This is a genomic window from Streptomyces sp. NPDC102360 (assembly GCF_044766085.1).
Lineage (GTDB): Bacteria > Actinomycetota > Actinomycetes > Streptomycetales > Streptomycetaceae > Streptomyces.
On record NZ_JBIWLG010000021.1, the window covers coordinates 43,746 to 68,511 of the forward strand.

The 24,766-nt window shown below is 70.4% G+C and carries 22 protein-coding genes and 1 tRNA gene; 13 read left to right on the top strand and 10 right to left on the bottom strand.

From position 1 onward, the window contains the following. Positions 1–3 precede the first annotated feature (3 nt). The 4 genes from ACIRHA_RS41520 to ACIRHA_RS41535 form a co-directional block, all read right to left on the bottom strand. On the bottom strand, positions 4–327 hold the full coding sequence (locus ACIRHA_RS41520; protein ID WP_403856815.1) for a WXG100 family type VII secretion target: 324 nt from the start codon (positions 325–327) through the stop codon (positions 4–6). Between the two features lie 210 nt (positions 328–537). After that, positions 538–774 carry a DUF397 domain-containing protein gene (locus ACIRHA_RS41525; protein ID WP_403856818.1) on the bottom strand — a complete coding sequence of 79 codons (237 nt, stop codon included), beginning with the start codon at positions 772–774 and terminating at the stop codon, positions 538–540. Continuing rightward, positions 767–958 (bottom strand): DUF397 domain-containing protein, encoded by a 192-nt coding sequence (locus tag ACIRHA_RS41530; protein WP_403856820.1) that lies wholly within the window; start codon positions 956–958, stop codon positions 767–769. Before ACIRHA_RS41530 ends, ACIRHA_RS41525 begins: the two co-directional genes overlap by 8 nt. A gap of 10 nt (positions 959–968) precedes the next feature. Continuing rightward, positions 969–1,814 (bottom strand): helix-turn-helix domain-containing protein, encoded by an 846-nt coding sequence (locus ACIRHA_RS41535; RefSeq protein ID WP_403856823.1) that lies wholly within the window; start codon positions 1,812–1,814, stop codon positions 969–971. 215 nt (positions 1,815–2,029) lie between these two features. Between ACIRHA_RS41535 and ACIRHA_RS41540 the strand changes: the two genes are divergently transcribed. From ACIRHA_RS41540 to ACIRHA_RS41550, 3 genes are all read left to right on the top strand, one after another. Then, complete coding sequence (locus tag ACIRHA_RS41540; protein WP_403856825.1) at positions 2,030–2,518, top strand: ATP-binding protein; 489 nt, start codon at positions 2,030–2,032, stop codon at positions 2,516–2,518. A gap of 146 nt (positions 2,519–2,664) precedes the next feature. Further along, the gene (locus ACIRHA_RS41545; RefSeq protein WP_403856828.1) at positions 2,665–2,883 is read left to right on the top strand and encodes a hypothetical protein; all 219 of its coding nucleotides are present in this window, start codon (positions 2,665–2,667) and stop codon (positions 2,881–2,883) included. Continuing rightward, complete coding sequence (locus ACIRHA_RS41550; RefSeq protein WP_403856831.1) at positions 2,870–3,280, top strand: type II toxin-antitoxin system VapC family toxin; 411 nt, start codon at positions 2,870–2,872, stop codon at positions 3,278–3,280. Before ACIRHA_RS41545 ends, ACIRHA_RS41550 begins: the two co-directional genes overlap by 14 nt. 536 nt (positions 3,281–3,816) lie before the next feature. Here ACIRHA_RS41550 and ACIRHA_RS41555 read toward each other — a convergent pair. Continuing rightward, positions 3,817–3,889: transfer RNA gene (locus tag ACIRHA_RS41555), tRNA-Arg, on the bottom strand. Positions 3,890–4,221: 332 nt separating this feature from the next. Here ACIRHA_RS41555 and ACIRHA_RS41560 point away from each other — a divergent pair. The 5 genes from ACIRHA_RS41560 (at position 4,222) to ACIRHA_RS41580 (ending at position 11,650) form a co-directional block, all read left to right on the top strand. Continuing rightward, on the top strand, positions 4,222–5,865 hold the full coding sequence (locus tag ACIRHA_RS41560) for a dynamin family protein (protein WP_403856834.1): 1,644 nt from the start codon (positions 4,222–4,224) through the stop codon (positions 5,863–5,865). A gap of 5 nt (positions 5,866–5,870) precedes the next feature. After that, positions 5,871–7,892 carry a GTPase gene (locus tag ACIRHA_RS41565; protein WP_403856837.1) on the top strand — a complete coding sequence of 674 codons (2,022 nt, stop codon included), beginning with the start codon at positions 5,871–5,873 and terminating at the stop codon, positions 7,890–7,892. A 40-nt stretch (positions 7,893–7,932) separates the two neighbouring features. After that, complete coding sequence (locus ACIRHA_RS41570) at positions 7,933–8,754, top strand: single-stranded DNA-binding protein (protein ID WP_403856840.1); 822 nt, start codon at positions 7,933–7,935, stop codon at positions 8,752–8,754. Between the two features lie 415 nt (positions 8,755–9,169). Further along, positions 9,170–10,651: a TQXA domain-containing protein gene (locus tag ACIRHA_RS41575; protein WP_403856843.1), complete on the top strand. Its 1,482-nt coding sequence runs from the start codon at positions 9,170–9,172 to the stop codon at positions 10,649–10,651. Positions 10,652–10,822: 171 nt separating this feature from the next. Next, positions 10,823–11,650: a cutinase family protein gene (locus ACIRHA_RS41580; RefSeq protein WP_403856846.1), complete on the top strand. Its 828-nt coding sequence runs from the start codon at positions 10,823–10,825 to the stop codon at positions 11,648–11,650. A 50-nt stretch (positions 11,651–11,700) separates the two neighbouring features. Here ACIRHA_RS41580 and ACIRHA_RS41585 read toward each other — a convergent pair whose 3' ends face one another. The 3 genes from ACIRHA_RS41585 to ACIRHA_RS41595 all read right to left on the bottom strand — a co-directional run bounded on the left by ACIRHA_RS41585 (position 11,701) and on the right by ACIRHA_RS41595 (position 18,201). Further along, positions 11,701–14,763, bottom strand: a complete 3,063-nt coding sequence (locus ACIRHA_RS41585; protein WP_403856848.1) for an AfsR/SARP family transcriptional regulator — start codon at positions 14,761–14,763, stop codon at positions 11,701–11,703. A gap of 117 nt (positions 14,764–14,880) precedes the next feature. Further along, positions 14,881–16,920, bottom strand: a complete 2,040-nt coding sequence (locus ACIRHA_RS41590; protein ID WP_403856851.1) for a hypothetical protein — start codon at positions 16,918–16,920, stop codon at positions 14,881–14,883. Positions 16,921–16,959: 39 nt separating this feature from the next. Next, complete coding sequence (locus ACIRHA_RS41595; RefSeq protein ID WP_403856854.1) at positions 16,960–18,201, bottom strand: acetyl-CoA carboxylase biotin carboxylase subunit family protein; 1,242 nt, start codon at positions 18,199–18,201, stop codon at positions 16,960–16,962. 234 nt (positions 18,202–18,435) lie between these two features. On the opposite strand from ACIRHA_RS41595, the gene ACIRHA_RS41600 reads away from it, so the two are divergent. The 4 genes from ACIRHA_RS41600 to ACIRHA_RS41615 all read left to right on the top strand — a co-directional run bounded on the left by ACIRHA_RS41600 (position 18,436) and on the right by ACIRHA_RS41615 (position 21,729). Next, entirely contained in the window at positions 18,436–18,702 is a 267-nt protein-coding gene (locus ACIRHA_RS41600) for a hypothetical protein (protein WP_403856857.1), read from the top strand. Positions 18,703–18,953: 251 nt separating this feature from the next. Then, complete coding sequence (ettA, locus tag ACIRHA_RS41605) at positions 18,954–20,618, top strand: energy-dependent translational throttle protein EttA (protein ID WP_403856860.1); 1,665 nt, start codon at positions 18,954–18,956, stop codon at positions 20,616–20,618. Further along, complete coding sequence (locus tag ACIRHA_RS41610) at positions 20,618–21,049, top strand: thioesterase family protein (RefSeq protein WP_351342833.1); 432 nt, start codon at positions 20,618–20,620, stop codon at positions 21,047–21,049. Before ettA ends, ACIRHA_RS41610 begins: the two co-directional genes overlap by 1 nt. Next, positions 21,046–21,729, top strand: coding sequence for a hypothetical protein (locus tag ACIRHA_RS41615; protein WP_403856863.1), 684 nt, complete (start codon positions 21,046–21,048; stop codon positions 21,727–21,729). Before ACIRHA_RS41610 ends, ACIRHA_RS41615 begins: the two co-directional genes overlap by 4 nt. Before the next feature lie 165 nt (positions 21,730–21,894). On the opposite strand, the gene ACIRHA_RS41620 is transcribed toward ACIRHA_RS41615, so the two are convergent. Further along, positions 21,895–22,299, bottom strand: a complete 405-nt coding sequence (locus ACIRHA_RS41620) for a globin (protein WP_403856866.1) — start codon at positions 22,297–22,299, stop codon at positions 21,895–21,897. 105 nt (positions 22,300–22,404) lie between these two features. Between ACIRHA_RS41620 and ACIRHA_RS41625 the strand changes: the two genes are divergently transcribed. Next, positions 22,405–23,403: a methyltransferase domain-containing protein gene (locus ACIRHA_RS41625; protein WP_403856869.1), complete on the top strand. Its 999-nt coding sequence runs from the start codon at positions 22,405–22,407 to the stop codon at positions 23,401–23,403. Between the two features lie 31 nt (positions 23,404–23,434). Here the strand turns inward: ACIRHA_RS41625 and ACIRHA_RS41630 are convergent, their stop codons facing one another. Then, entirely contained in the window at positions 23,435–24,718 is a 1,284-nt protein-coding gene (locus ACIRHA_RS41630; RefSeq protein WP_403856872.1) for an FHA domain-containing protein, read from the bottom strand. Between the last annotated feature and the right edge of the window lie 48 nt (positions 24,719–24,766).

Here is a 24,766-nt window from a genome sequence, read left to right on the forward strand (position 1 = left end):
GGCTCAGCGATCCTTGGCGGCGGAGTCGAAGGCGTCCTTGGTCGCCAACTCGTTCTCGTCGTGGTTCTCGGCCATCGACTTCAGGGCGTCGCCGATGGATTCCATGCCCGTGACGAGGGTCTTGGTGGCGGTATCCACGTCTTCCTTGGCCGGACCGTACTTGGCGTGGAACTTGTTGCCCTGCTCATCGTCGCCCCAGGGAGCGCCGAGGGCGGTGAGGCGGGAGTGCAGAGTCGTCAGCGCGTCGTGCAGCTGATCGCTTTGCCGGTGGAAGACCGGTGCGGCATCTCGGAGCTCGTCGCTGTCCACCCGCATGCGCTCACCCACGCCACTCGCTCCCCTCGAGTCCACTTGGTCAAGAGTGCGACCGTATCGCATGCCTCCTACACGCAGCTGGGCCTAGGAATCCCAGGAATCAGTACGTGTCCCGGACGCTGCCGCGCGGTGCCCACTGACCGGCCGTGCATCACGGATGCCGAGGCAGGGGAGGCGGAAGAGTGCCTGGGCCTGGGCGTTACGCAGATCCGGCGTTGGTCGCTACACCCCGTCGACGAAGTGGTCGAACTCTCCGGCTTGGATGCCACGTGCGAAGGCTTCCCATTTAGTGCGTGTCGTAGTGACGACTGTGTCGGGGGCAGAGGTTTCGCGCAGGTACACCAACTCGCTGTCGCCGTAGGCGATTTCGATCCAGGGGCCCGAGCCGTTGGCGTCTTCGGGTGCGGCTCGTTGCCAGGCGAGGTCGTCGGGTATGCCTGCCGGAAGAGCGTCAGTCACGGCGCGAGGCGTTCTGCTTCATCAGGGAGAGGAGTGCGGAGAAGGCGGCAGGGGTGGCGGCAAGTATCGCTTCGCGAGGGTCGGCGGACTCGGTCAGCAGGACGCGGTCGGTGTCGGCTGCGACGTGGATGCAGGAGTCGCCTTGCGCGCAGTAGGACGACTTCTGCCATGCGGGCGTGGGCATTTGGGGTCCTTTACAGGGTTTCGGCGATGGTGTGGATGAAGTCCCGTGAGGCGGCAGCGGGCAGGGCGATGGTTTCCATGCGCTCGATCAGGACGCGGTACTTGGCCAGTTGGGCTTCTGCGTCCAGGAAGACCGGTCCGTGTGACTGGTCCAGGTGGACGGTGTCGAGGCTCGGCACGGGGCCGTGCGAGTAGAAGATCGACTGCCCGGATCCGGCGAAAGAGCCCGCGCTGAAGGGGAGTGCCTGGATCACGACGTCGGGTCGTTCGCTCATGTCGAGCAGATGGTGAAGTTGCCCCTTGGCGACGGCGGATCCTCCCAACTGCATACGCAGCGCGGCCTCATGGATGATCGCGTGGTACGGGGTCGGTTCCTCCCGGAACAGGACCGCCTGCCGCTTGATGCGGAACGAGACGCGGTGCTCGATCTCCGGCGGGGCGATGGCGGGAACGTCCTGGCGGAAGACCTCGCGTGCGTGCTCGGCGGTCTGGAGCAGCCCGGGGATGTGCACCGTGATGGCCGTGCGCATGCGCCGGGCGTGGTGTTCCACCTCGGCCAGGTCGAGGAGCGCGGCGGGCAGTGTGGCGCGGTATTCCTCCCACCAGCCGCGAACGCGCTCGCCGGCCATGTTCACCAGCGCGTCGACCAGCGTGGGGTCGGCGCACTCGTAGTGGCAGGCCAGGGCTCGTACGCGATCGGGGCTGACGCCCATGCGTCCCGACTCGGTGTTGCTGACCTGATTCTGCTTCACGCCGAGCAGTTGACTGGCCTGAGTGGAGGTCAGGCCGGCGCGCTCGCGCAGTTTGCGCAGCTCGGAGCCGAGACGTAGCTGGCGCCCTGTCGGGTTACTCCGCACTGACTCTGCGCCTCCTTGGTGACGCGGTCACCCACAAGGGTGGCGTCTAAGGGTTTTTCTCTCTTATCGATAAGAGTTTATCCGAATGCCGCTACCTTCGATTCAGACGCCTCGCCCAGAAGCATCCCGCTCGACGGAGCGACCTGGTCACTGGGCACCGGCTGACGCGATCCACTCGGCCGACACTCCAACTCGCCCTCCCAAAAGGAGACTCCATGGCCACCGTATCCCCGCTTCCGGCCAACCCCGCCCGGTTCCCGGGCACGTACACCCTCCAGCTCCCTCATGACCCCCGCGCCCCAGGTATTGCTCGCGCCCTGCTCCGGCTGGTCCTTGAAGTGCATGGCAGGGCTGAACTGACTCAGGACGCAGAGCTGTTGGGTTCGGAGCTGCTCACCAACGCGCACCTGCACACCACCGGCCCATATGCCCTGCGCCTCGGTCCCGGGGCCGCCGATCCGGGGCGGGTCCGTGTGGCGGTGTGGGATGGCGACGCGAAGATTCCCGCGGGGTTCGAGCGGGGCGGGCCGCGTGCGGATGCGTGTGCGGAGGGTGGGCGCGGGCTGTTTCTCGTACGGGCCTACGCGGATGACTGGGGCGCGTACGCGTTCCCCGACGGGCAGGGCGGGAAGCTGCTGTGGGCCGAGTGCGGGGCAACGGACCGACGGGGCGGTGCCTTGAGTGGGCCCGCGCGCGGCTGGTGATCGCGGGCCAGGGGCGCCCGGCCCGGAGGGGCCGCTGGGCCGGACCGGAGGGCGCGGCGCGAGCCTCGTCCGGGCTCGCGTGCCGAGCCGGTGGTTCGGTCGGCGGCGCTATCGTGGACGTGTTCCGTGCGGGAAGGGGCAGGGCCATGACGTCGGCGTACGACTACAGCGATCTGCACGAGCTCATCGACCGTCTGGAGCCGGAGCAGGCCGAAGAGGTACGGCGGCACGCGCTGCGCCTGGTGAAGCCTGCGCCGAGCCGGTTCCGGATACTGCGGAGTTTCGACGGCCCGCCGACCGATCTGGGGGCCCGGGCAAAGGAGATCGCCCGGGAGGAGATCGGCGAGGACGATGCTGATCGTTGATACCGGACCGCTGGTCTCCTTCCTCAATCGCAACGACCCCGATCACGAGCGGTGTGCCGATCTGCTGGAGTCCTACGACGGTGAGCTGCTCGTCACGCCGTATGTGCTGACCGAGTGTTGCTACCTGGTGGGGAAGTATGTCGGGGCCGACGCGGAGATGAATCTGGTCGAGTCCGTCGCCGGCGGCGATCTGACGCAGGTGTTTCCCGACGGCCAGGACATGACGCGGATCGTGGAGCTGGTGCGCCGCTACCGAGGCTTCCCGCTGGGGATCGCGGATGCCTCGGTGATCGCGACGGCGGAGCGTCTGAAGGCGACGGAGGTGGCCACCCTGGACCACCGGCATTTCCGGGCGGTCACGCCGTCCCACGTTCCGGCGTTCACGTTGCTGCCGTAAGTGGTCCCGGCGGTGTCTGCGGCTGTGGTCGCCGATGTGGGCAGGTCACGGTGGCGGCGAGCCAGTGTCGAGCCGGTGGAAGTGCCTGTTGGCGTTCACCCTGTCGTTTCCGCTGTCGTTTCCGCTGTCGTTTCGGGCGTCGTTTACGGGGGCGTGCTTGGAGGCGACACCCCAACGATGCCCAGAGCCGGAGGTATTTGCAGCTCGCGACGGTGTCAACGGCGAGCCGGCGAGGGCGACTGTATAGCGGTCAGGGCGTTCCGCCAGGAGATCCGTTTACGGTACGACCGGCTCGGCAGTGAACGCCGCACCCTGGCCGCAGAGCTCGACACACTCCAGGCCCGGTCTGCTCAGTCTGCCCAGCTCTCCGGGTCGGGCGGACAGGGGCCGGAAGGGCTCTCGGGCCCCGAGCACCACCGGGAGATTGGGCTCACAGTTACGATCCCGACCGCGACCGTCGCCGATCTCGGTGAGCTGACCCGCCACGCGGTCATGCCCTCACCGGCCGCGAACCCCTTGACCGGGAAGGTCTTGAGCGCCCCCGGCAGGACTCGAACCTGCGGCCAAGCGCTTAGAAGGCGCCTGCTCTATCCACTGAGCTACGGGGGCCGGTGTGTGGCCGGTGGCTTGGTCGGGGGATGTGGGGTGATCCGTGACCTTGCCGGGACAAGGATAGGGCTCCCGGGTCCCTGCCCTTGCAGCTTCGCCTCCGCGGCACGATGTGGAGGTTCAGTGAAGCGGTCCCGATAATCGCAGGTGGGTACGAATCCTGCAGCGCTTTTGGCTTCATACGCCTCGGGTGTTGTGCACTCGTTATGCCTGCGCCCCCAGTCGCCCCTTCCGTCCCGCTGTGTGCTTCCTGTGCCTTATCGCGTGACTTATCGGCGCGCAGGCATGGTCATATGCTTCATAATGCGTCCAAAATTGGGCATTCTTCACGTGTGGTGACCTTGGACGTTCGGCCTCAGCTGCTCGACGCACTTACCGCGCTGCGCGACCGTGTCGCCGCCGCGCGCTTTCCGCTCCCGCTCGCGGGGGCGCCACGCGCGCGTGCCAACCGCGGCGAGCTGCTCGCACAACTCGACGACTATGTGGTGCCCCGCCTGCGGGCCCCCGAAGCGCCGTTGCTCGCCGTGGTCGGGGGTTCGACCGGCGCGGGCAAGTCGACGCTCGTGAACTCGCTCGTGGGGCGTGTCGTGAGCGAGGCAGGCGTACTGCGGCCGACCACGCGTACTCCCGTGCTTGTCTGCCACCCGGATGACCACCACTGGTTCTCCGGGATGCGGGTGCTGCCCGACCTCACGCGCGTGTGGATGCCCAAGCAGGCCGACGGCGGACCGGAGGGGGAGGGCGAGGAGGAGGACGACCTCGAGCCCGTGCCTGGTGGGGAGGAGCGCGTGCTGCGCGTGGAGACCTCCGGGGTGCTGCCGCGTGGGCTCGCGCTGCTCGATGCCCCCGACATCGACTCCCTCGTCGCCGAGAACCGGGTGCTCGCCGCACGGCTGATCAGCGCCGCCGACGTATGGGTCATGGTCACCACCGCCTCCCGGTACGCCGACGCCGTGCCGTGGCGGCTGCTGCGTACCGCCAAGGAGTACGACGCGTCCCTCGTCACCGTGCTGGACCGGGTGCCCCACCAGGTCGTCTCCGAGGTCTCCCGGCAGTACGGCGCGCTGCTCGCCAAGGCCGGGCTCGGTGAGGTGCCGAGGTTCACCGTGCCGGAGCTCCCGGAGTCGACCGGCAACGGGGGACTGTTGCCCGCCACCGCCGTCGCCCCGCTCCGTGCCTGGCTGACCCATCGGGCCCAGGACCCGGAGGCGCGCGCCCGCGCCGTGGCCCGTACCGCCCGCGGCACGCTCGACTCGCTGCGCGCCCGGATGCCCGAACTGGCCGCGGCCGTCGCCGCCCAGCACTCCGCCATGATCCGGCTCACCACCGCCGTCGAGGACGCGTACGAGGGTGAGCACGCGCGCGTAGTTGAGCGTTTGCAGGAGGGCGGGGTGCTCTCGGGGAATGCGCTGAAGCACTGGCGCAGTTATCCGGCGGACTGTGCGGCCGGGGAGCTGCTCGACGCTCTGGTGGAGAGTCTCGGCTCGTTGTTGGCGTGTGCGGTGACTGCGGCTGAGGAGCGGGTCGACGATGTCTGGCGCCTGGAGCCCGGTGCGCGTGCCCCCGAACTACGTAGGCAGGGTTCCGAGTCCGAGACCGCCGAGCAGCGGATCGGTCTTGTCGTACGACGGTGGCGGCGGGTGCTCGAGGAGTACGCCGAGGACGAGGTGCGGGCCGCCGCCCAGGCCATGGACGGTTCGCCGCCCGACGCCGAGGCCGTCGCGGCGCTCGTCGCCACCGGGCTGCTCGGCGGGCGCCGGGGCAAGGCCGCGGGCGAGAACCTCGCCGAGCGGATCGGCGCCCAGGGCGCCCTGCGGCTGCGTGATCGCGGCGGGCAGCTCCTGAGCGAGTACCTGGACACCGTGCTCGGCGCGGAACGCGAGCGTCGGCTCGCGCCGCTCGACGCGCTCGACATCACACCCGAATCCCAGGCCGAGTTGATCGCGGCCCTTTCGCTGCTGCAGAAGGAGAGGTGAGGGCGTTGGCCGCCGTCACGGATCAGACCGATCCCGACCCCAGCAACCACAACAGCAACCCCAACAACCCAGTCGAGCCCGTCGATCACACCGATTCCACCGATTCCACCGATTCCACCGATTCCGTCGACGACTCCGATCTGACGGATCTAGCGGACAACCTTGGGGGCGCCTCAGAGGCAGAGAGCCGTGCCGAGGCCGCCGGTGCCGCTCAAGGCGTGGCGATTCCCGAAGGGCGTACGGAGTCCAGCCCCTGGGACGACGGTCTCATCGCGCGGCGCGTCGCCAAGCAGGGCGGCGAGGTGGCGGTGCCGGCCGGATCGGGGACGTACGACGGACAGTTGAAGCAGCGGCTTGACGCGCTGCGGGAGCTCGTCGGGCTCTCGCGCACCCGGCTCGACGGGGCGACCCTCGCCGAGGCCGGGCAGGTGCTCGACGAGGCCGCGGCCCGGCGGAGGCTGTCGTCACGGCACACCGTCGTCGCCATCGCGGGGGCCACAGGGAGCGGCAAGTCGACGCTGTTCAACGCCCTCGCGGGGGTGCCGCTTTCGGAGACCGGTCTACGTAGGCCCACCACTTCGGCACCGATCGCGTGCAGCTGGACGGACGGGGCCGCCGGGCTGCTCGACCGGCTCGGGATCCCCGGGCGGGCGCGGCGGCGCCCCGCGCAGCAAGGGCAGCAGGGGCAGAACGGCGCGCAGGGAGAGGCGGCGCTGGACGGGCTGGTCCTCATCGATCTGCCCGATCACGACTCCGCCGCGCTCGAACACCGCGACCAGGTCGACCGGGTACTCGGTCTCGTGGATGCCGTGGTGTGGGTCGTCGACCCTGAGAAGTACGCCGACGCGATGCTCCATGAGCGGTATCTGCGGCCCATGGCGGGGCACGCGGAGGTGATGTTCGTCGTGCTCAACCAGGTGGACCGGCTGCCCGGCGACGCCGTCGAGCAGGTCCTGGACGATCTGCGGCGGCTGCTCGACGAGGACGGCATCGCGCTTGGCGAGCACGGGGAGCCCGGTGCCACGGTGCTGCCGCTCTCCGCCCTCACTGGTGAGGGCGTGGACGAGCTGCGCGACTGCCTGGACCAGGTCACCACCGAACGCCGGGCCGCCGCGCGCCGGATCGGCGCCGATGTCGATGCCGCCGCCGACCGTCTGAAGCAGGTGTACGCGACCGGGCGGCACGGCGGGCTGAGTGAGGAGGCCCGCGAGGAGTTCGCGGACCGGCTCGCCGAGGCCGTCGGCGCGGCCGCCGCGGGCCAGGCGGCCGGGCGGGAGTGGAGCCGGGGCGCCAACCGGGCCTGCGGAACCCCGTGGCTCAGGCTCTGGCGCTGGTACGAGGACCGGCGCGCGGTCGGCTCGACCGGCACGGTTCCCGTGGTCCCCGCCGACGAGGAGGTCACGGCCCGGCAGCGCGTCGAGCACGCGGTGCGGGTGGTCGGCGACGCCGCGGCGGCCGGGCTGCCCGCCGCGTGGGGGCAGGCCGTGCGGGAGGCCGCGACGCGGGGCGGCGAGGGGCTGCCCGAGGCGCTCGACGAGCTGGCGTCCGATGGTGTGTGCGATGGCGGCGTGCCTGATGTCGGGGCTGGTGTCGTGGCCCGGGCCGCGCCCGGGTATCCGAAGCCGAAGGCGGAGCACGGGGCCGGGCGGCCGCCGCGGCCCGGCTGGTGGCCGGTCGCGGTGTTCGCCCAGGTGACCATGACGCTGCTGCAAGTTCTGGGTGTGCTGTGGCTGTTGGGGCAGGCCGTCGGGATCTTCTCGACGAATCTGGGCGTGCCCCTGCTGTTGGTGCTGGCCGGGTTCGTGGGCGGGCCTTGCGTGGAGTGGTCCTGCCGAATGGCGGCGAAGGGGCCGGCGCGCCGGTACGGGCAGGAGGCCGAGCGGCGGCTCAGGGACGCGGCGGCGGCCTGTGGCAGGGCGCGGGTGCTGGATCCCGTCGCGGCGGAGCTGCTGCGGTATCGGGAGGTGCGGGAGCAGTACGTACGGGTGGCCGGAGGAGTGACCGGGATGTCCACAACCCGCGGGTAGGACACAGGCGTCGGCGCGGATCGCGGCGCGGGGGCACTCTGTGATCGCGGCTCGGGAAGGGCTCGGGCCGCGCACGGACGTCCTGGCCGAGTGGGGCCGGGCGGGGGTACGGGAGGGGTTCCGGATGGGCAGCGAGACGATGGTGACCGTGGTGGGGAACGTGGCGACGACACCGGTGTTCCGGGAGTTGCCGACAGGGCCGGTCGCCCGGTTCCGGCTCGCGGCGCACACGCGCCGCTTCGACCGGGTGCAGAACGTGTGGGTGGACGGGCACACCAATTTCTTCACGGTCTGGGCCTGGCGCGCGCTGGGGACGAATGTGCAGAGCTCCCTGGCGCTCGGTGAACCGGTCATGGTGCAGGGCAAGTTGAAGGTGCGCGACGAGGAGCGGGGCGGGCAGCACTGGACGTCGGCGGACATCGAGGCGGTCGCGATCGGGCACGACCTATCGCGCGGCACCTCCGCGTTCCGCCGGGTGCAGCAGCTCCGTGCGGAGGGCGCGGCCCGGGGTGATTCCGCGCGGGCCGATTCTCCGCGGGCCGATGCTCCGTGGAGTGATTCCCCGCGAGGCGACTCCTCGCGAGGCGATTCTCCGCGGACCGATGCTCCGTGGGGCGAATCCCCGCGAGGCGATTCTCCGTGGGACGTGACGAAGCCGGGCGCGGCGAAGCCGGATGGCGTGCGGGCGGACAGGGTCGGCGCGTGGCCTGAGGTCGGCGGCCCCGGCAAGGCGGCGGAACGGCAACCGGCGGAGACTGAGCCCGACTTGGCGGAGCCGGGGCCGGGGCCGGAGCCGGAGCCGGAACCGGCCGAGCCCGACTCGGTCGTGCCCGACGTGGCCGAGCCGCAACCGGTGGGGTGACCGTGGCCGGTGGGGTGACCACAACCGGTGGGATGACCGTGGTCGGTCGAAGCGTGGCCAGAGGGCTCCGTGTACGGGCGATTTGTCGATATGCCCAGCTCGGAAACGGTGTTGGCGATAACGATTGCGATTCGGATCGGTTGCCGGAAGGCGGCTCCGGGGATCGCCGAAGATCATTTCCCTAGGATGCCGAGCGTGACTCCTGGGCTCGTCGGGACCTCTGCGCATCAGGTGCAGCGACGGGTCGGGAGTGCAAGGGCCAGCCGAGTCATTGTGGTTGGCGTTGATTCTGCCGGCGGGACACCACCCCCCATGTGACCACCCGTCCCGCCTGAAGGGGAATTTCGTGTTTTCTGTGTGCTCACGGACCGCTCGGCGTGGACGAGGCGCAGCCCGTCTCGCCGCGGCGGCCCTGATGTCGGGACTCATGGCGGTAGGGGCGATATCCGGCGCGGGCGTCGCGCAAGCCGACGACGGTGCCACGGAGCAGAGAGGCGCGAGCGCCACTCTGGCCGGCCTGGAGACGTACGGCGCGGCCGTGATCCACGAGGCCGGGAAGGACGAGAAGGTGCCGGCGGGCCTGTTCCGGATGGCCGTCGACGACGGCGGGACGCTCCAGACGTACTCCGTCGACGTCCACAACCCGACGCAGCCGGACGCCAAGTACCAAGAGACCTCCTGGTCCGGCACGTCGCTGTACGACAACGCGAACGCGGGACGCATCCGCTGGATCCTGCAGAACTCGTACCCGCAGGTCAATGATCTCGCCGCGCTCGCCCGCAAGGCGCGCACGGGGAGCCTCACCGAGCAGGAGGCCGCGGCCGGCACCCAGGTCGCGATCTGGCGATACTCCGACAAGGCCGGCAAGGTCGATGTGGACGCGGTCGGCCCCGCCGCCGAGAAGCTCGCCGACTATCTGCAGCGCAGCGCGCGGCCCCTCGCGGAACCGCGGCCCTCGCTGACCCTGACGCCGCAGGCCGTGTCCGCGCGGCCGGGCGACGATGCATCCGCCGATCGTACGGATGCGGACAGGGCTGCCGACGCGAAGAGGGCTGCGGACGCGGATACGCACGCGGACGTGGAAGGCGGTGACAGGGTCGGCCCTGTCACGGTGCACACGAACGCCGACAGCGTCACCGTGCTGCCACCCGCCGAGGCCGCCGCGGGCGGGGTGAGGCTCGTCGACGAGAAGGGCAGGCTCGTCACCACGGCGAAGGACGGCAGCCGGCTCTACTTCGACGTACCCAAGGGGGCGAAGGCGGGTTCGGCGGAGCTGGCCGTGCAGGCGTCGACGACGGTCCCGGTCGGCCGGGCCTTCGCCTCCGACACCAGAAGCCAGACGCAGATCCTCGCGGGCTCCAGCGAGTCCACGGTCTCCGCGACCGCGACGGCGACCTGGGCGAGCGAGGGTGCCGTGCCCGCGCTGTCCGCACAGGAGAACTGCGCGAAGGGCGGCGTCGACATCACGGCCGCCAACAACGGGGACGCGCCGTACACGTTCACGCTCATGGGCACCCGGCACACGATCCCCGCCGGGGAGACGCGGACGGTGACGATACCGCTGCAGGAGGACCAGGCGTACGACTTCACGATCAAGGGGCCGCACGGCTTCGAGAAGCGGATACGGGGTGTGCTCGACTGCGCGACGACCTCGGCGGTGGGTGCCACGGCGGGCGGCGGCCTGAGGACTCAGGCGACGACACAGCCGAGCCCCGCCTCCGTCGGCGGCACGGGCTCGGGCAGCGACACGGACCTGGCCGAGACGGGCAGTTCGAACGCGACGCCGATCATCGCGGGCATCGCGGTGCTGCTGGTCCTGGTCGGCGGGGCGTCGATCGTCCTGGGCCGCAAGAAGAAGTCCCCGGGCGACGGCGACAGCGACGGCGGCGGCGAGTAGTCGAACAGCGCGCTCATTCGGGGCCGGGGTGCCCCCTCCCCGGCCCCGAATGAGCGCCCCGCAGCCTCGCCACCTGCGCTGTCATCCACATGTCAACGGGATGTGATCACCGGCGCCTAGCGTCAAGTGCGTTGGTTGACCGGCACGTTCACAACCCAAGGGGGAACGCACATGTCGACAGCGCGCATGTCGAGGAAGAGCAGGGCGGCGGGGGCGGTTCGTGCCGTTGCCGTGGCGGCGGTGCTGACCGCGGGCAGCGCCGTCGCGTTCGCGCCGGCCGCGCATGCGGACGGCGCGGAGCACTACTACATCGAGATCGGCGGCACCGGCCCCACGGAGAACAAGGACGGCTGCCCCAACACCAACTCCTCCTACGACGCCGCGAACGACGCGTTCGGCCTCGGCGCCTCCGCGATCAAGATCTGCTACCCGGCCTCCGCGGGCCCGATCATCGGCCCCTCCGGGGCGCTCATCGAGCCTTCCGGGAAGGTCAACCCCGAGGCCCTCACCTCACCCGCCTACGACGCCAGCGTGCAACTGGGCATCGAGAGGGGGCTGAAGGCGGCGCAGGACACCCACGACGCGCATCCCGACGCGCAGCTCACGATCACCGGCTACTCCCAGGGCGCCCAGGCGGCGGACGTGGTGCTTCAGCAGATCGCGAAGGGCGACACCGGTATTCCGAAGTCGCAGGTGGACGGCATGCTCTACGCCGACCCGATGCAGCCCGACACCGGTTTCGGGGCCAAGGTCCCCAAGGGGCTCGGCATCCCCGGCGTGGCCACCACGCCCGGTGCGGGGCCGGTGAACTTCGACGGGATCCCGGTCAAGCGGTTCTGCATCGTCGGAGACCCGGTGTGCGACCTGAGGTCCGTCACCAACGCGCCCGGGTACTTCAACGTGCACCCGCTGTATCCGGCGGTCGCCATCCCCAAGAGCCTCGACCAGACCGGCCAGAACGGCGTTCAGTGGCTCAACCAGAACGGCGACCCGGTGTAGGACTGCCGGGGCGCTACGGGGGAGCAGGACGGGGGAGGTGGTCCGGCCGGTTATCGCCCGGCCGGACCATTCCCGCCCCGTCCCTGTCCTTGCCCCCGTCCCCCTCCGCCTCCCCGTCCCGATCCCGGTCTTCGTTCTCCGAGGTCGCCGAGGGCGCGGGAGATGCGCGCCCGGTTGGACTCGGTGTCGGGGAGGGCGGTGCCGCGTTCGAAGAAGTCGCGGGACCCGGACAGGCCGTCGTCCACGGCCTCGTGCCAGAGCAGCCGGTGGCGTAACGCGATCTCCGGGGCGGTGTCGGTCGCCTCGTCCAGGACGGTGCGTGCCCGGCGCCGGAGATCGGCGGCCGCCGCCGGGTTGCCCAGGTCCGCCTCGGCCGTGGCCAGCCTTTCGAGAGCGGCGGCGTACAAGGGGACATCTCCGAGACGCCGGGCCAGGCTCTCCGACTTACCGAGGGAGCCGACGGCCTCCGCGGGCCGTCCCAGGTCGAGTTGGAGCCCGCCGAGGCGGAGCAGGGTCTTGCCGAGGAGCCGGGGGCTGCCCGCCTTCTCGGCCAGGGCGATCGCCTTCAGATAGCGGTCGTACGCCTTGTCGTGCTCGCCGAGCTGGTGATGCATGTCGCCGGCCCGCGTCATGATCGAGCCGGTCAGCCAGTCGTCGTGCGTCAACTCGCCTGCCAGGCGCAGGACTTCGCCGAAGTGCGCCATGGACTCGGTGATCCGGCCCTCCAGATTGGCGAAGGTCCCGAGACCGGCGCGGGCGCGGGCCTGTTCATGCCGGTCGTCGGCACGGCGGCTGATGTCCAGCGCTTCGGTGAACCAGGCACGGGCCTCGCCGTATCGGCCCTGGACCCCGTACAGGATGCCGAAACCGATGCGCAGGGCGGAGTCCATCCGGCGGTCGGTGGCCTGGTCGAGCAGCGGGAGCAGCATCTCCAGAGTGGTGCGGCACTCGTGGAACCGGCCCTGCCTGGTGAGGTAGTCGACCAGGCCCTCGGCGATCCAGCAGGCTTCGTCCACTCGGCCGGCGGCCACCGCCTGAGCGACGACGTCGACCAGCTCGCCGCCCGCCTCGTCCAGCCAGGCCGTGGCCTCCTCCCAGCCCGTGAAGGGGCCGGTGCCCTGGGGGCCCGTCGGGGTGGACGAGGTTCCCCAGTCGCTGGCGCAGCGGGCGGCGGCGACGTACAGCCGGAACACCCGCTCCCGTGCCGCCGAGGCCTCGTCGGGCGACGCGGCGGCGACGCGGCGGGCGTAGACGGCCACCAGGTCGTGCAGGCGGTAGCGGTCGACGGTCACCCGCTGCGTCAGACTCGCGTCGGCCAGGTTCTCCAGGGTGCGTTCGGCGTCAGGTGACGGCCGGTCGACAAGGGCGGCCAGCGTCAGCCGGTCGAGACGCACGGTGGGCGACAGGCCCAGGACGCGGAAGGCGCGCTGCTCGGAGTCCGGAAGCTGGGCGTAGGAGACCCCGAACGCGGCTTCTACGCTGCGGTCCTCCACCGCGAGTTCGTCGAGGCGGCGCTCGTCGTCGGTCAACCGGGCCGCCAGCGCCTCCACCGCCCAGGGCGGACGGTCCTGGATCCGCGCGCCGACGATCCGCAAGGCGAGCGGAAGCCGCCCGCACAGGGTGGCCAACTCGCGTACGGCGACGCGCTCGCGGCCGGAGTCGTCGCCGCCCTCCTTCTCCTCTTCCGTCCCGTCCTCGCGGCCGACGATGCGGGTCAGCAGGTCGGTCGCCTCGTCGATGCCGAGAGGGGGCAGCGAGACCCTGCGGTCCACGTCGAGGCCCGTCAGCCGCCGGCGACTCGTCACCATCACCAGGGAGCCGGGCCCCGCGGGAAGCAGGGGGCGCACCTGTTCGGCGCGGGCGGCGTCGTCGAGTACGAGGAGCAGCCGGAGGGAGGCGGTGGCCGCCCGCCATGACGCGGCCAGCTCGTCCAGGTCCTCGGAGTCCTGCCCTTCGCCGGCCCCCACGGCCCGTAATAATCGGCGCAGAACGCGTTGCCGCCCGACCGTCGCGCGGTCCTCGCGGTGCCCGTGCAGCTCCACGAACAGGCAGCCGTCGGGGTACCGGTGGCGCGAGGCCCGTGCCGCGCGAACGACCAGGGAGGTCTTCCCGACGCCGGCCATGCCGTCGACCGCCCGGACGGTGACCTCCCGGTCGTCGGCGGGCGCGACCAGCAGCGAATGCTGCCGTTCACGGCCGGTGAAGTTGCTTGTGTCGACGGGCAGTTCATAGCGCGCGCGGTGCTTGCGGGGGGAGTCGTCGGGACGCCGCGGAGGCTCGGGTGGCGGTGGGGATGCCGACCGTTCCCGTACGGCCACCGTCACTGCCGCCTCGTCGCCACGGAGCACCGCCGCATGCACCCGTCGAAGTTCGGCGCCCGGCTCCACACCTTGCTCGTCGACCAGGCGGCGGCGCACGGTCGCGTAGACGTCCAGCGCGTCGGCCTGCCGGTTGGCGGCGTGCAGGGCACGCATGAGCAGGGTGGCCAGCGCCTCGTTGTAGGGGTGGGCCGTCGTCAGGGAGAACAGTTCGGCCAGCGCCTCGGCGTGCCGCCCGGAACGGAGTTGGCAGTCGGCCTTCTCCTGCACGGCCAAGAGCCGCTGCTCCTCCAGCCGCAGCCGCTCCCCTTCGGCGAAGGGCCCCGGTATCCCGGCCAGCGGCTCCCCGTGAAAAAGGTCCGACGCGCGCGACCACGCCTCCACGGCGGCGCCCAGGTCTCCGGAGGCTTTCGCCGCACGCCCTTCGGCGGCGATCTCTTCCCACCGCGCGACGTCCACGGACGCACTGCCCGGGACGAAGCGGTACCCGCCGCGTACGGTCTCGATCACCGAACGCGCCTCCCCGTGGAGGTCCAAGCGGCGCCGTAACCGGTGCACGTACACCGGGATCACCCTGTTGCCCGTGCCGGGCGGCTCCGTCCCCCACACCCCGTCGAGCAGCTGCTGCCGGCCGACGGTCCTGCCCGGCCTGAGCAGCAGGGCGACGAGCAGGGCCTGCTCACGTACCGGCCCGAGTTCGAGCCCGGTGTCACCCCGCCAGGCCTGGAGGGGGCCGAGCAAAGAGAAGCGAAGCCGCTGGTTCGGGTCCGTGGACAACTCGCTCGGAATCGGCACGCGGCGAGCGTACCCACGCCCTCCCCACCCTTCACCCGCCTCGCACCGACCCCCACAAGACCTGCGCCCGCCGCGTACGACGGAGACACACGGCGATCTACGTAACGAGTACCGGGATCACAAGCTGGGCGGCCCCTCGTGAGCCTGCAACATCCCCGCCGGCAGCCGGTCGTTGCCCCAGCTGCGCTCGATGTACCCGATGATCCCCGCGACGTCCTCGGCGGGCACCCGCTCCGGTTCGCCGTGTTCGAGCGGGTCCGCGTGGAAGATGTAGAGCCGCGAGGCGAACTGGTCGAACGGCAGTGAGGCCTCGCCGAACCGCTCGCCGTGGCCCGCGGTGGAGACGACGACGCCGTCGCCCCAGTCCTGGCCGCTGTCGTTGTTCGGGTTGAAGAAGTACACCCGCATGACGTCCTGCGGGTCCGGCGCGACCCGCAGGATCGTGATCGCGTGCCAGCCGACGTAGCGGGCCGCGCTGTCGGTGACGGCGACACCGGCCGGCTGCGGATGGATCAGCGGCTGCTCGCCGTTGTACGACGGGTGGTAGCAGGCGTGGAACTGCCGCAGGAACTCGTCGAGTTCGACCAGGTTTCCGGTCGCGACGTCTACGTTGATGTGGAACCCGCGAGGCGTCCACCAGCCGTGGAACTCGGGGTTGACCCACCGGTGCGGGTCCCCGGGCCGGTCGGCGCAGTGCCGCCCCATCTCGGCGTAGATCCGGTCCAGGTGCGGCACCACGACCAGCGATACGGGGTCCAGGTCCATCGGCAGCGTCGTCGCCACTCCGGTCCCGCTGTCCCTCGACGAGATCGGCTGGCCCTCGAAGTGCATGAGGACCTCGTCGTCGCGGGCGGCCCAGACCACCATTTGCAGCAGGTAGTCCGGGTCGTTGTACGACCACATCGACAGCGCGCGGGCCGACTGGCAGGTGGGGTTGTCGCCCTGGCCGACGCCGAGCGGCTGGCCCAGCATCGAGAGCACCCCCGCGACCAGCCGCTCCCGCGGCCCCACTTCCTCGTCACCCTCGCCGAAGACCGCGGTCAGCCGCTCTCGCGCGGCCGGGGCGAGTTCGAGCGACAGCTGGCGCCACAGCGCGGGCACTATCGGCGGCTCGTAGAGGATGCCGCGGTCGAGCAGCAGCGCGAGACCGTAGATGCTCTGCGCGGTCTGCGGGTGCACGGCCACCTCGATCAGCCGGTGCACCAACTGGCTGTAGCGCAGCAGGCAGTTCCGGCCGGTGTCGGAGAGACCGAGCGCCTCACCGACGAGGTAGTCGCTCTCACGCAGCAGGAACCGGAGCAGTTCCGCGTGGTACTGCGACACCAGGCCGGTGTCGTGCATCGCCCGCGCGAACCCCGCCGCCTCGTACTGCAGGCCGCCGGCGTCCATCGCCTCGAGCCGGGAACGGAAGACCTCCATGCCCGGGTCGTCCCGGCACGCCTCGGTGGTTCCGAACAGGCTCGTGATGAGCCGGTCGATGCCCTGGCCCGACGACGGGCCGAGAGCGACGTCCGGGTCGTTGCGGTAGACCGCGATCCGGGTGATCAGGGCCTGCACCGCCTCGACCTGGATCGGACGCTGGCGCAGGATCCGCCAGATCTCGTCGACCAGATTGTCCAGGACGCTGTCGTAACCGATCTCGTCGGCGAGGTGGCGGAACAGGTCCCGGATGAGCTGGGCGGTGCGGCCCTGCTGGGCCCGCTCCGCCTCGCTGGGCGCGCTGAACAGCAGCTCCAGGTTGGCCGCCAGTACCTGGGAGAGGAACTGGCGGGCGTCATCGGCGGGCAGCGTCGGGTGCGCGAAGTCGCCGCGGGCGACGGCGAGCATCCGCAGCTCGCTGGTCGCCTCGATCACCACGGTGTCCGTGTCCCCGCTGTGCAGGCCTGCGCTGACCAGCGACGGGATGAGGATCTCCGGTGACGCCCAGTCCGTCCCCTGGAAGAGCCCGGCCTCCTCGATGGCCTGCGCCCTGGCCTGTACGGCCGCGGCGCCGCCCGGCTGCGTGAGCACCCGACGCAGGGCTTCCAGGAGCCGCCGCAGCTTCGTGTGCTTGCCGAAGTCGCGGGTTTCGGCCATGGCCTGGATGGCGTCGTCGAGTGCGGCCACGCGCTTGTCCAGCGTCGTGGCCGCACCGTTGACGTCGACGGTCGGTTTCAAAGGGATTCCCTCGGGTTGGCCTCCTGCGTCCATGAGTTCTCAGACGTAGAAGTCGAGCTCTTCCTGCTTTTTCAACAGTTCGCGCATCCGGTAGGGGTCGTCACCGAAGAAGTACACCAGGCCCCAGTGGGTACCGAACGCGGTCCTCTTGGTGACAGTTTCCTCGAGCGGTGTCGAGAGGTCGTGCGACTCGTAGTAGTCGTCGTCCTCGGTCTCCTCCGGGATCTCGAGATCGCTGACGACGCGGCGGCGCGGGTAGACACCGAAGCAGCCGGCGACCCCGGACGCGTCGACGACCTCGCGCGGGAAGAAGGCGTCGATCTCCTCCTCGGTCGTCTTCGGGTCGAACGCCAGCACCAGCGCATGGTAGGCGTTGAACCCGTATGCCCGTTCCAGCAGCTCGAACACCTTGAAGCCCGGCGGCCGGTAGGCGACTTCGCCGAAGTGCATCTCGCCGTCACTGGTGACGAAGTACTCCGGGTGCACGAAGCCGAACTCGATGTCGAACGTCTTGATGAGTTTCTCGATCTGCGCCGTGATCTGCGGGCGGTACTTCTCCAGTTCCGGGGTCGCAGGTACGAACACCGAATAACCCAGCGTGACGTACTCGGAGATGTTGAGGAACTTGATTTTCCCCTTGTGCACCCACGCCTCGACCGCGAACTCCCAGCCGTCGAGGTGGGATTCCATGAGGACCGGGAACTCCTCGTCCGGGATCGTGTCGACCTCGTCCGGGGTGCGGATGACGCGGTGCCCGAGGCAGCCCGCCTTGTCGAACGCCTTGAGGTGGATCGGGTCGTTCGGGTCCCCGTCCAGCTTGAGCAGGGTCTGGTTGACGCGCTTGAGGAAGCGGATCACGTCGTCCCGGTCGTGGGCCTCCTCGAAGATCCCGACCCGGATGCCGCCGAGTTGCGCGCGGCGCTTCATCAGCGCCTTGTCGCGCAGCAGCATGGCCTGCCCGTACAGCCGCGGATTGCCGAGGAGGACGGAATTGATCGCCCCCGCCCATTCGACGGTCTCCTCATACAGCGGGATCGCGACGTCGACGCCCTCGTTCTGAAGGGTCTCGGCGATCTCCATGGAGCGGTCGTTGAGCCGTTCGAAATTCCACGGTACGTAGGGGATGTCGTGCTCGACGCAGTACTCCTCGGCCCACTCCGGGGCCACGACGACGTATCTCCGATCGAATCGGTCCAGGGCTTCCACCGCGTTGAGACTCCAGCCAAGTAGCGCTACGTAGCCCTTGTCCGGGTTCCTGGTGGCCGTTTCGCCCTGTGTCATAGGCGGCTTCTCCTTCGACGCGATGCGCTCATCAACGGCGTGCCAAGCACGCCCGTGCCCGGCGGTCTGCCGCGCATCCACCTCCTGCCCGACCCCGGGCACCTCATTCCCGCCCAGGGACACCTGGTGCCCCGCACACCCGCCCGGGAGGTGACCGAACGGTGACGCCAATGGCCTTACGGGCCCGGCGGGTTACGGTCTCTGCGACCGTGGCCTCAATGTCGTGGAGGGCTCATGAAGCGCGCACCGATACTCGCCGTGACGGTCTTGTCCGCCGCCCTGCTCGCAGGGTGCGCACAGGAGAAGCCCGAGCTGCGCCCCACCAGGTCGGCTGGGGAAGGTGCCTGGTACGAGGCCTCAAAGGCCGACCGCCACGAGTACTGCGAGGCCTACCGTGCGCATGACCCGCAGCACCCCATCAGTGCCCCGACGTACGCGTCGGAAGAGACCAGGGGCGAGTTCGTCGACGACTTCTACCGTGTGCTGAAGAAGAAGTGCTGAGCCGACGGGTTGGCGAACGCGGGCCTGCCGAAGCGCCTGCATCCGGCTGCCGCCCATCGGTCGGCGACCGACAGTGACGGCTCCGCTACGGCGGGCCCCGCAGAACGCCCAGTTCAGGGCCTCGGCCCGATACGGGTTTCCCCCGGCAGGTGGCCATCAGGCAAGATGGGGTGTATCTGCCCTCACGCGGTGGAGCCGCAGTATGCGGGGCCTTAACTGCTACACACACTTCGACTGCCGGACGGTTTCTCTTGGCTGAGTTCATCTACTCCATGCGCAAGGCGCGCAAGGCGCACGGCGACAAGGTGATCCTCGACGATGTCACCCTGGACTTCCTGCCCGGAGCGAAGATCGGCGTTGTCGGTCCGAACGGTGCCGGTAAGTCGACCGTCCTGAAGATCATGGCGGGGATCGAGCAGGCGTCGAACGGTGACGCCGTGCTCATGCCCGGTTACAGCGTCAACATCCTCATGCAGGAGCCGAAGCTCGACGAGTCGAAGACCGTTCTGGAGAACGTGCAGGACGGCGCCGCCGAGGTCATGGGCAAGCTCAAGCGCTTCAACGAGGTCGCCGAGCTCATGGCGACCGACTACAGCGACGAGCTCATGGACGAGATGGGCAAGCTCCAGGAGGACCTCGACCACGCCGACGCGTGGGACCTGGACGGTCAGCTGGAGCAGGCCATGGACGCCCTGGGCTGCCCGCCCGGCGACTGGCCCGTCAACAACCTCTCCGGTGGTGAGAAGCGCCGCGTCGCGCTCTGCAAGCTGCTCATCGAGGCGCCCGACCTGCTGCTCCTCGACGAGCCCACCAACCACCTCGACGCCGAGTCCGTGAACTGGCTGGAGCAGCACCTCGCCCAGTACAAGGGCACCGTCGTGGCCATTACTCACGACCGGTACTTCCTCGACAACGTCGCCGAGTGGATCCTCGAGCTCGACCGCGGCCGCGCGATCCCGTACGAGGGCAACTACTCCACGTACCTGCAGAAGAAGTCCGAGCGCCTCAAGGTCGAGGGCAAGAAGGACGAGAAGCGGCAGAAGCGGCTCAAGGAAGAGCTGGAGTGGGTGCGGTCCAACGCCAAGGGCCGCCAGACCAAGTCGAAGTCGCGTCTCGCTCGCTACGAGGAGATGGCTGCCGAGGCCGACAAGATGCGGAAGCTGGACTTCGAGGAGATCCAGATCCCGCCGGGCCCGCGCCTGGGCAACATGGTCGTCGAGGTCGAGCACCTCGGCAAGGCGTTCGGGGACAAGGTTCTGATCGATGATCTGAGCTTCACGTTGCCGCGTAACGGCATCGTTGGTGTCATCGGGCCGAACGGTGCCGGTAAGACCACCCTGTTCAAGATGCTTCAGGGCTTCGAGGAGCCGGACTCCGGTTCCATCAAGGTCGGCGACACCGTCAAGATCTCGTACGTCGACCAGAACCGCGCCAACATCGACCCGAAGAAGACCCTTTGGGCCGTGGTGAGCGACGAGCTCGACTACATCAATGTCGGGCAGGTTGAGATGCCCAGCCGCGCGTATGTCTCCGCGTTCGGGTTCAAGGGGCCCGACCAGCAGAAGCCCGCCGGTGTGCTCTCCGGTGGTGAGCGCAACCGCCTGAACCTCGCGCTCACCCTCAAGCAGGGCGGCAACCTGCTGCTCCTTGACGAGCCGACCAACGACCTCGACGTCGAGACCCTGTCGAGCCTTGAGAACGCGCTGCTCGAGTTCCCGGGGTGCGCTGTGGTCGTGTCTCACGACCGGTGGTTCCTCGACCGAGTCGCCACGCACATCCTCGCGTACGAGGGTGAGTCCAAGTGGTTCTGGTTCGAGGGCAACTTCGAGTCCTACGAGAAGAACAAGATCGAGCGGCTCGGCCCGGACGCCGCGCGTCCGCACCGTGCCACCTACAAGAAGCTGACCCGCGGCTGATGGCTCGCCACGTATACGCCTGCCCCCTGCGTTGGGCCGACATGGATGCGTACGGCCACGTCAACAACGTGGTTTTCCTCCGGTACTTGGAGGAAGCGCGGATTGATTTCCTGTTCCGGCCCGACAAGGACTTCCAGCAGGGGTCCGTCGTGGCGCGCCATGAGATCGACTACAAGCGGCAGTTGGTGCACCGGCACCGGCCCGTGGACATCGAGCTGTGGGTGAGTGAGATAAAGGCCGCTTCGTTCACGCTCTCCTATGAAGTGAAGGACGAGGACGTCGTGTACGTGCGTGCCTCCACGGTCGTCGTGCCGTTCGACTTCGAGGCGCAGCGGCCGCGCCGGATCACCGGCGAGGAGCGGGAGTTCCTCGAGGAGTACCGGGACGACGACGCGGGGCGTACGGATCGTGCGGAGGCGCTTGTCGCATGAGCGCGTCCGTGCTGCATTTCGCCGACGCGGGGGAGGCGGCTGATCTCGCCGCCTTCCTCGGCCGGCTGCTGCACTACGACAAGGCGGCCGCCGTGCGGCTGCGGGCGCAGGCCGGTGGCCAGGCGCTCGCGGTGTTCGGGCGGCCGCCCTCGTTCGAGGTGCTGGCCGTGCGTACGGCGCGGCTGCTCAAGCCGTACGAGAACGGGATCGAGGACACCCTCGATGTGACCGTGTCCGCGGGGGAGTTGCTCGACGCCCTCGACGAGGGGACCGCCACGGCCACGGTTCCCGCGGCTGTCACCGGGCCGCCCTGGGCCGGGGTGCTGCCGCCGCTCGGCGGCTGGGAGCGGGTGGACGGGTTTCCGGACGCGGATGCGCTGCGTGCGCTCGTGAAGGCGGCCGTGGCGGAATTCCGGGCGCGGGTCGAGGAGTTGGCGCCGGAGGCGCGTACGCGCGGTGAGCTCGACCGTATCGGCGGCGAGGTCTGGTCGCGGGAGATCGGGGGGAGTGGGGCGCCGGTGCGGATTGTGCACGCGGCGGCGGCGCTTGGGTTTTTGCGGGGGGCCGAGGTCGATCTGGTGGTGGCGGGGGCGTGGGTGCGGTTGCGCTCCGCTTATGGGTCTGTGGCGGTGCGGAGGGCGTCCGCCGGGCTGGGTGGGCTCTCCGTCAGCCCTGTGTGAGCGGGGCCCGAGACGGGGGTGCGGTCGCGGGGCTCTGCCCCGGACCCCGCGCCTCAAGCGCCGGCGGGGCTGGAAAGATCGGGGCTCTGCCCCGGACCCCGCTGCTCAATCGCCGCAGGGGCTTGAATGGGCTCGCCCGTCCGCAGGGGCTTGGGGTGGAGGGGGTCAGCCTGCCGTGTTGACCATTGAGGCTGCCGCGTACGTCAGGTAGTTCCAGAGTGTGCGCTCGTGTTCCTCGGAGAGGCCGAGCTCCTCCACTGCCACTTGCATGTGCTTCAGCCACGCGTCGTGGGCCGCGCGGTCGACCTGGAACGGGGCGTGGCGCATGCGCAGGCGCGGGTGGCCGCGGTTGTCGCTGTACGTGCGGGGGCCGCCCCAGTACTGCATCAGGAAGAGGGCCAGGCGCTCCTCGGCGGGGCCCAGGTCCTCCTCCGGGTACATGGGACGCAGCAGCGGGTCCTGTGCGACGCCCTCGTAGAAGCGGTGCACGAGGCGGCGGAACGTCTCCTCGCCACCCACCTGCTCGTAGAACGTCTGCTCCTGAAGCGTGTCGCGCGGGATCTCAGTCACCTCTCCATGCTCTCAGACGCACCGACCGGGGACCGGGGACCTAGGCCCCCTTCCCACCGCGGAACGGGGGTCGCCGTTTGCCGGTTCGCGCAGGACAGTGGACATATGGGCGCAGAGCACACCCGGGACCTCGAGCAGCTCGCCGTACGGGCGCGGGCCGGGCTCGTGCGCGAGATCGGCCACAGTGGTGCCTGGGACGCCGACCCGGCCTGGCGGGAGGCGTTCGCGGAGGTGCCGCGGCATCTGTTCGTGCCGTACTACTTCGTCGGCGTGCCCGGAGGATATGAACGGCTGTGGGGCGAGCATCCCGACCCGGAGCGGCGCGAGCGCTGGCTGCGCGGCGCCTACGCCGACCAGCCGCTGGCCACCCGGCTGCGCGACGGTGAGCTGGTCTCCTCCAGCAGCCAGCCGTCCCTGATGGCACGGATGCTCGCGGAGCTGCGGGTGCGGGACGGGGACCGGGTCCTGGAGATCGGTGCGGGGACGGGGTACAACGCGGCGTTGCTGGCGCATCGGGTCGGTGCGGGGAACGTCACGTCCGTCGACCTCGATCCGGAGATCGCCGAGTCCGCCAGGGCCCATCTCGCCGCCGCCGGGTACCGGACGGGCGTCGTCACCGGTGACGGGGCGCGGGGGTGCCCCGAGCGGGCGCCGTACGACCGGATCATGGCGACGTGCGCGCTGCGTTCGGTGCCGGTGGGCTGGCTCGGCCAGTGTGCGGCCGGTGCGCGGATCCTCGCGCCCCTGTCGACCGGGATCGTGGTCCTCGATGTGCGGGAGGGGGAGAGGGACGGGGCGTATGCGGAGGGGCGGTTTCTGCGCACCTCCGCGTACTTCATGGCGCTGCGCGGCGGCGCGGAGCGGGCGCCCGAGACGCGGGCCGGAGGGCTGCCGCACCCCGTGCTGCGCGAGGAGTTGTTCCGGTTCCTGCTGACGCTGACGGCGGGCCGCCTGGCCCCGTACGACGCGCTCGCGCTGTGGGAGCGGGAGGGCAGGCCCGAGCGCGAGCGGTTCGGGGTGACCGTGCGCGGTGACCGCCAGTGGGCCTGGCTGGACGATCCGGAGGGGCCCCACACATGGGAGTTGCCGGGCACCACCCTCTAGGTGCCCGGCAACGTCCTGCGCGTGCGTGTGCTCAGCCGCGCCGGATCGTGATCGTCGTCCACGCTCCGACGTGCACCCGGTCACCGTCCTGCAGCGGCACGGGGACGAACGGCTGGATCGGCTCGTCGCCGTTGTTGACGGTCGTGCCGTTCGTCGAGTTCTGGTCGACGACCGCCCACGTGCCGTCCGGCTGCTGCACGAGCACCGCGTGCTGGTGCGAGACGCCCGGGTCCTCCGGCGGCACCGACAGGTCGATGTCGGGGGACTCCCCGGTGGAGTGGCGGCGCCGGCCGATCGACAGCTGGTTGCCGGTGAGCGGGCGCTGCTGCTCCGGCGAGTACGCGGGCAGGTTGAGCCCCGAGGCCTCGGGGCCGCTGCGCTGCATCATCGCCATGAAGTAGTCGCGGTCCGGACCGATCGTCGCCGACCACGTCATCGGGGCGTACTGCTGCTGCGGCGGCTGCTGCTGGAACGGCGGCGGGGTCGTGGAAGGCCCGCCGGGTGCCGACGGGTCCGACGACGGAGGCGGCAGCATCCAGTCGTCCCCGTTCGTGCCACCGGGACCACCCGGACCACCGTGGCCGCCGAACGAAGGGTCGGGCGGCGGGGGCTGCATGGGCCCCGGCTGCACGGGCTGCGGCGGACCGGGCGGCGGGCCGGGCTGACCGTGCGGACCCGGCGGCGGACCCGGCTGCGCGGGCGGAGCCGGCGCGGGGGCCGGAGCCTGCTGCTGGAAGCCCTGCGGGGCGCCACCGCTCTCGTACGGGCCGTGGCCGTCGAAGGACGGCGGGGGAGGCGGCGGGGCCTGGCCCGACGGCTCGTTCCCGAACGGGGACGGCGGGATCGGCTCCGCGGGCCGGTTCATCTGCGAGGGCCGCGAACCCTGGTACTCGTACGCGTCGGGTCCTGGCGGCGGCTGCTGCTGGAACTGCAGCGCCGGGTTCGGGCCCTGCGGCTCGTGGGGCCCCGGGAAGCCGGGCGCACCGGGGCCGCCCTGGCCGCCCGACGTGGGCATCGGCGGGTTCGGGGCCGCGGGCGTGTACGACGTCGCCGTGTTCGTGAGGAAGTTCCAGCGGCACTCCTCGCAGAACGGCGCGCCGCCCTCACGTGGCGTACGGCATTGCGGGCACAGTTCGGGCGTGCCCGCCCCGCCTTGCGGCGCCTGCGGCGCGGGCGGCTGCGGGTAGCCGTAACCGGCGGCCGGAGGCGGCGGAGGGGGCGGAGGGGGCGGGGGCACGGCACCGGCCATGCGGTGACCGCAGACCTCGCACCAGTCTTCGGAACCCGACTGGTGTCCGTTCGGGCAGGTCGGCATGTCGGCGCTTCCCCCTCTCCTTCAAGTGCAAGCAGGGCTTGCCGTAGT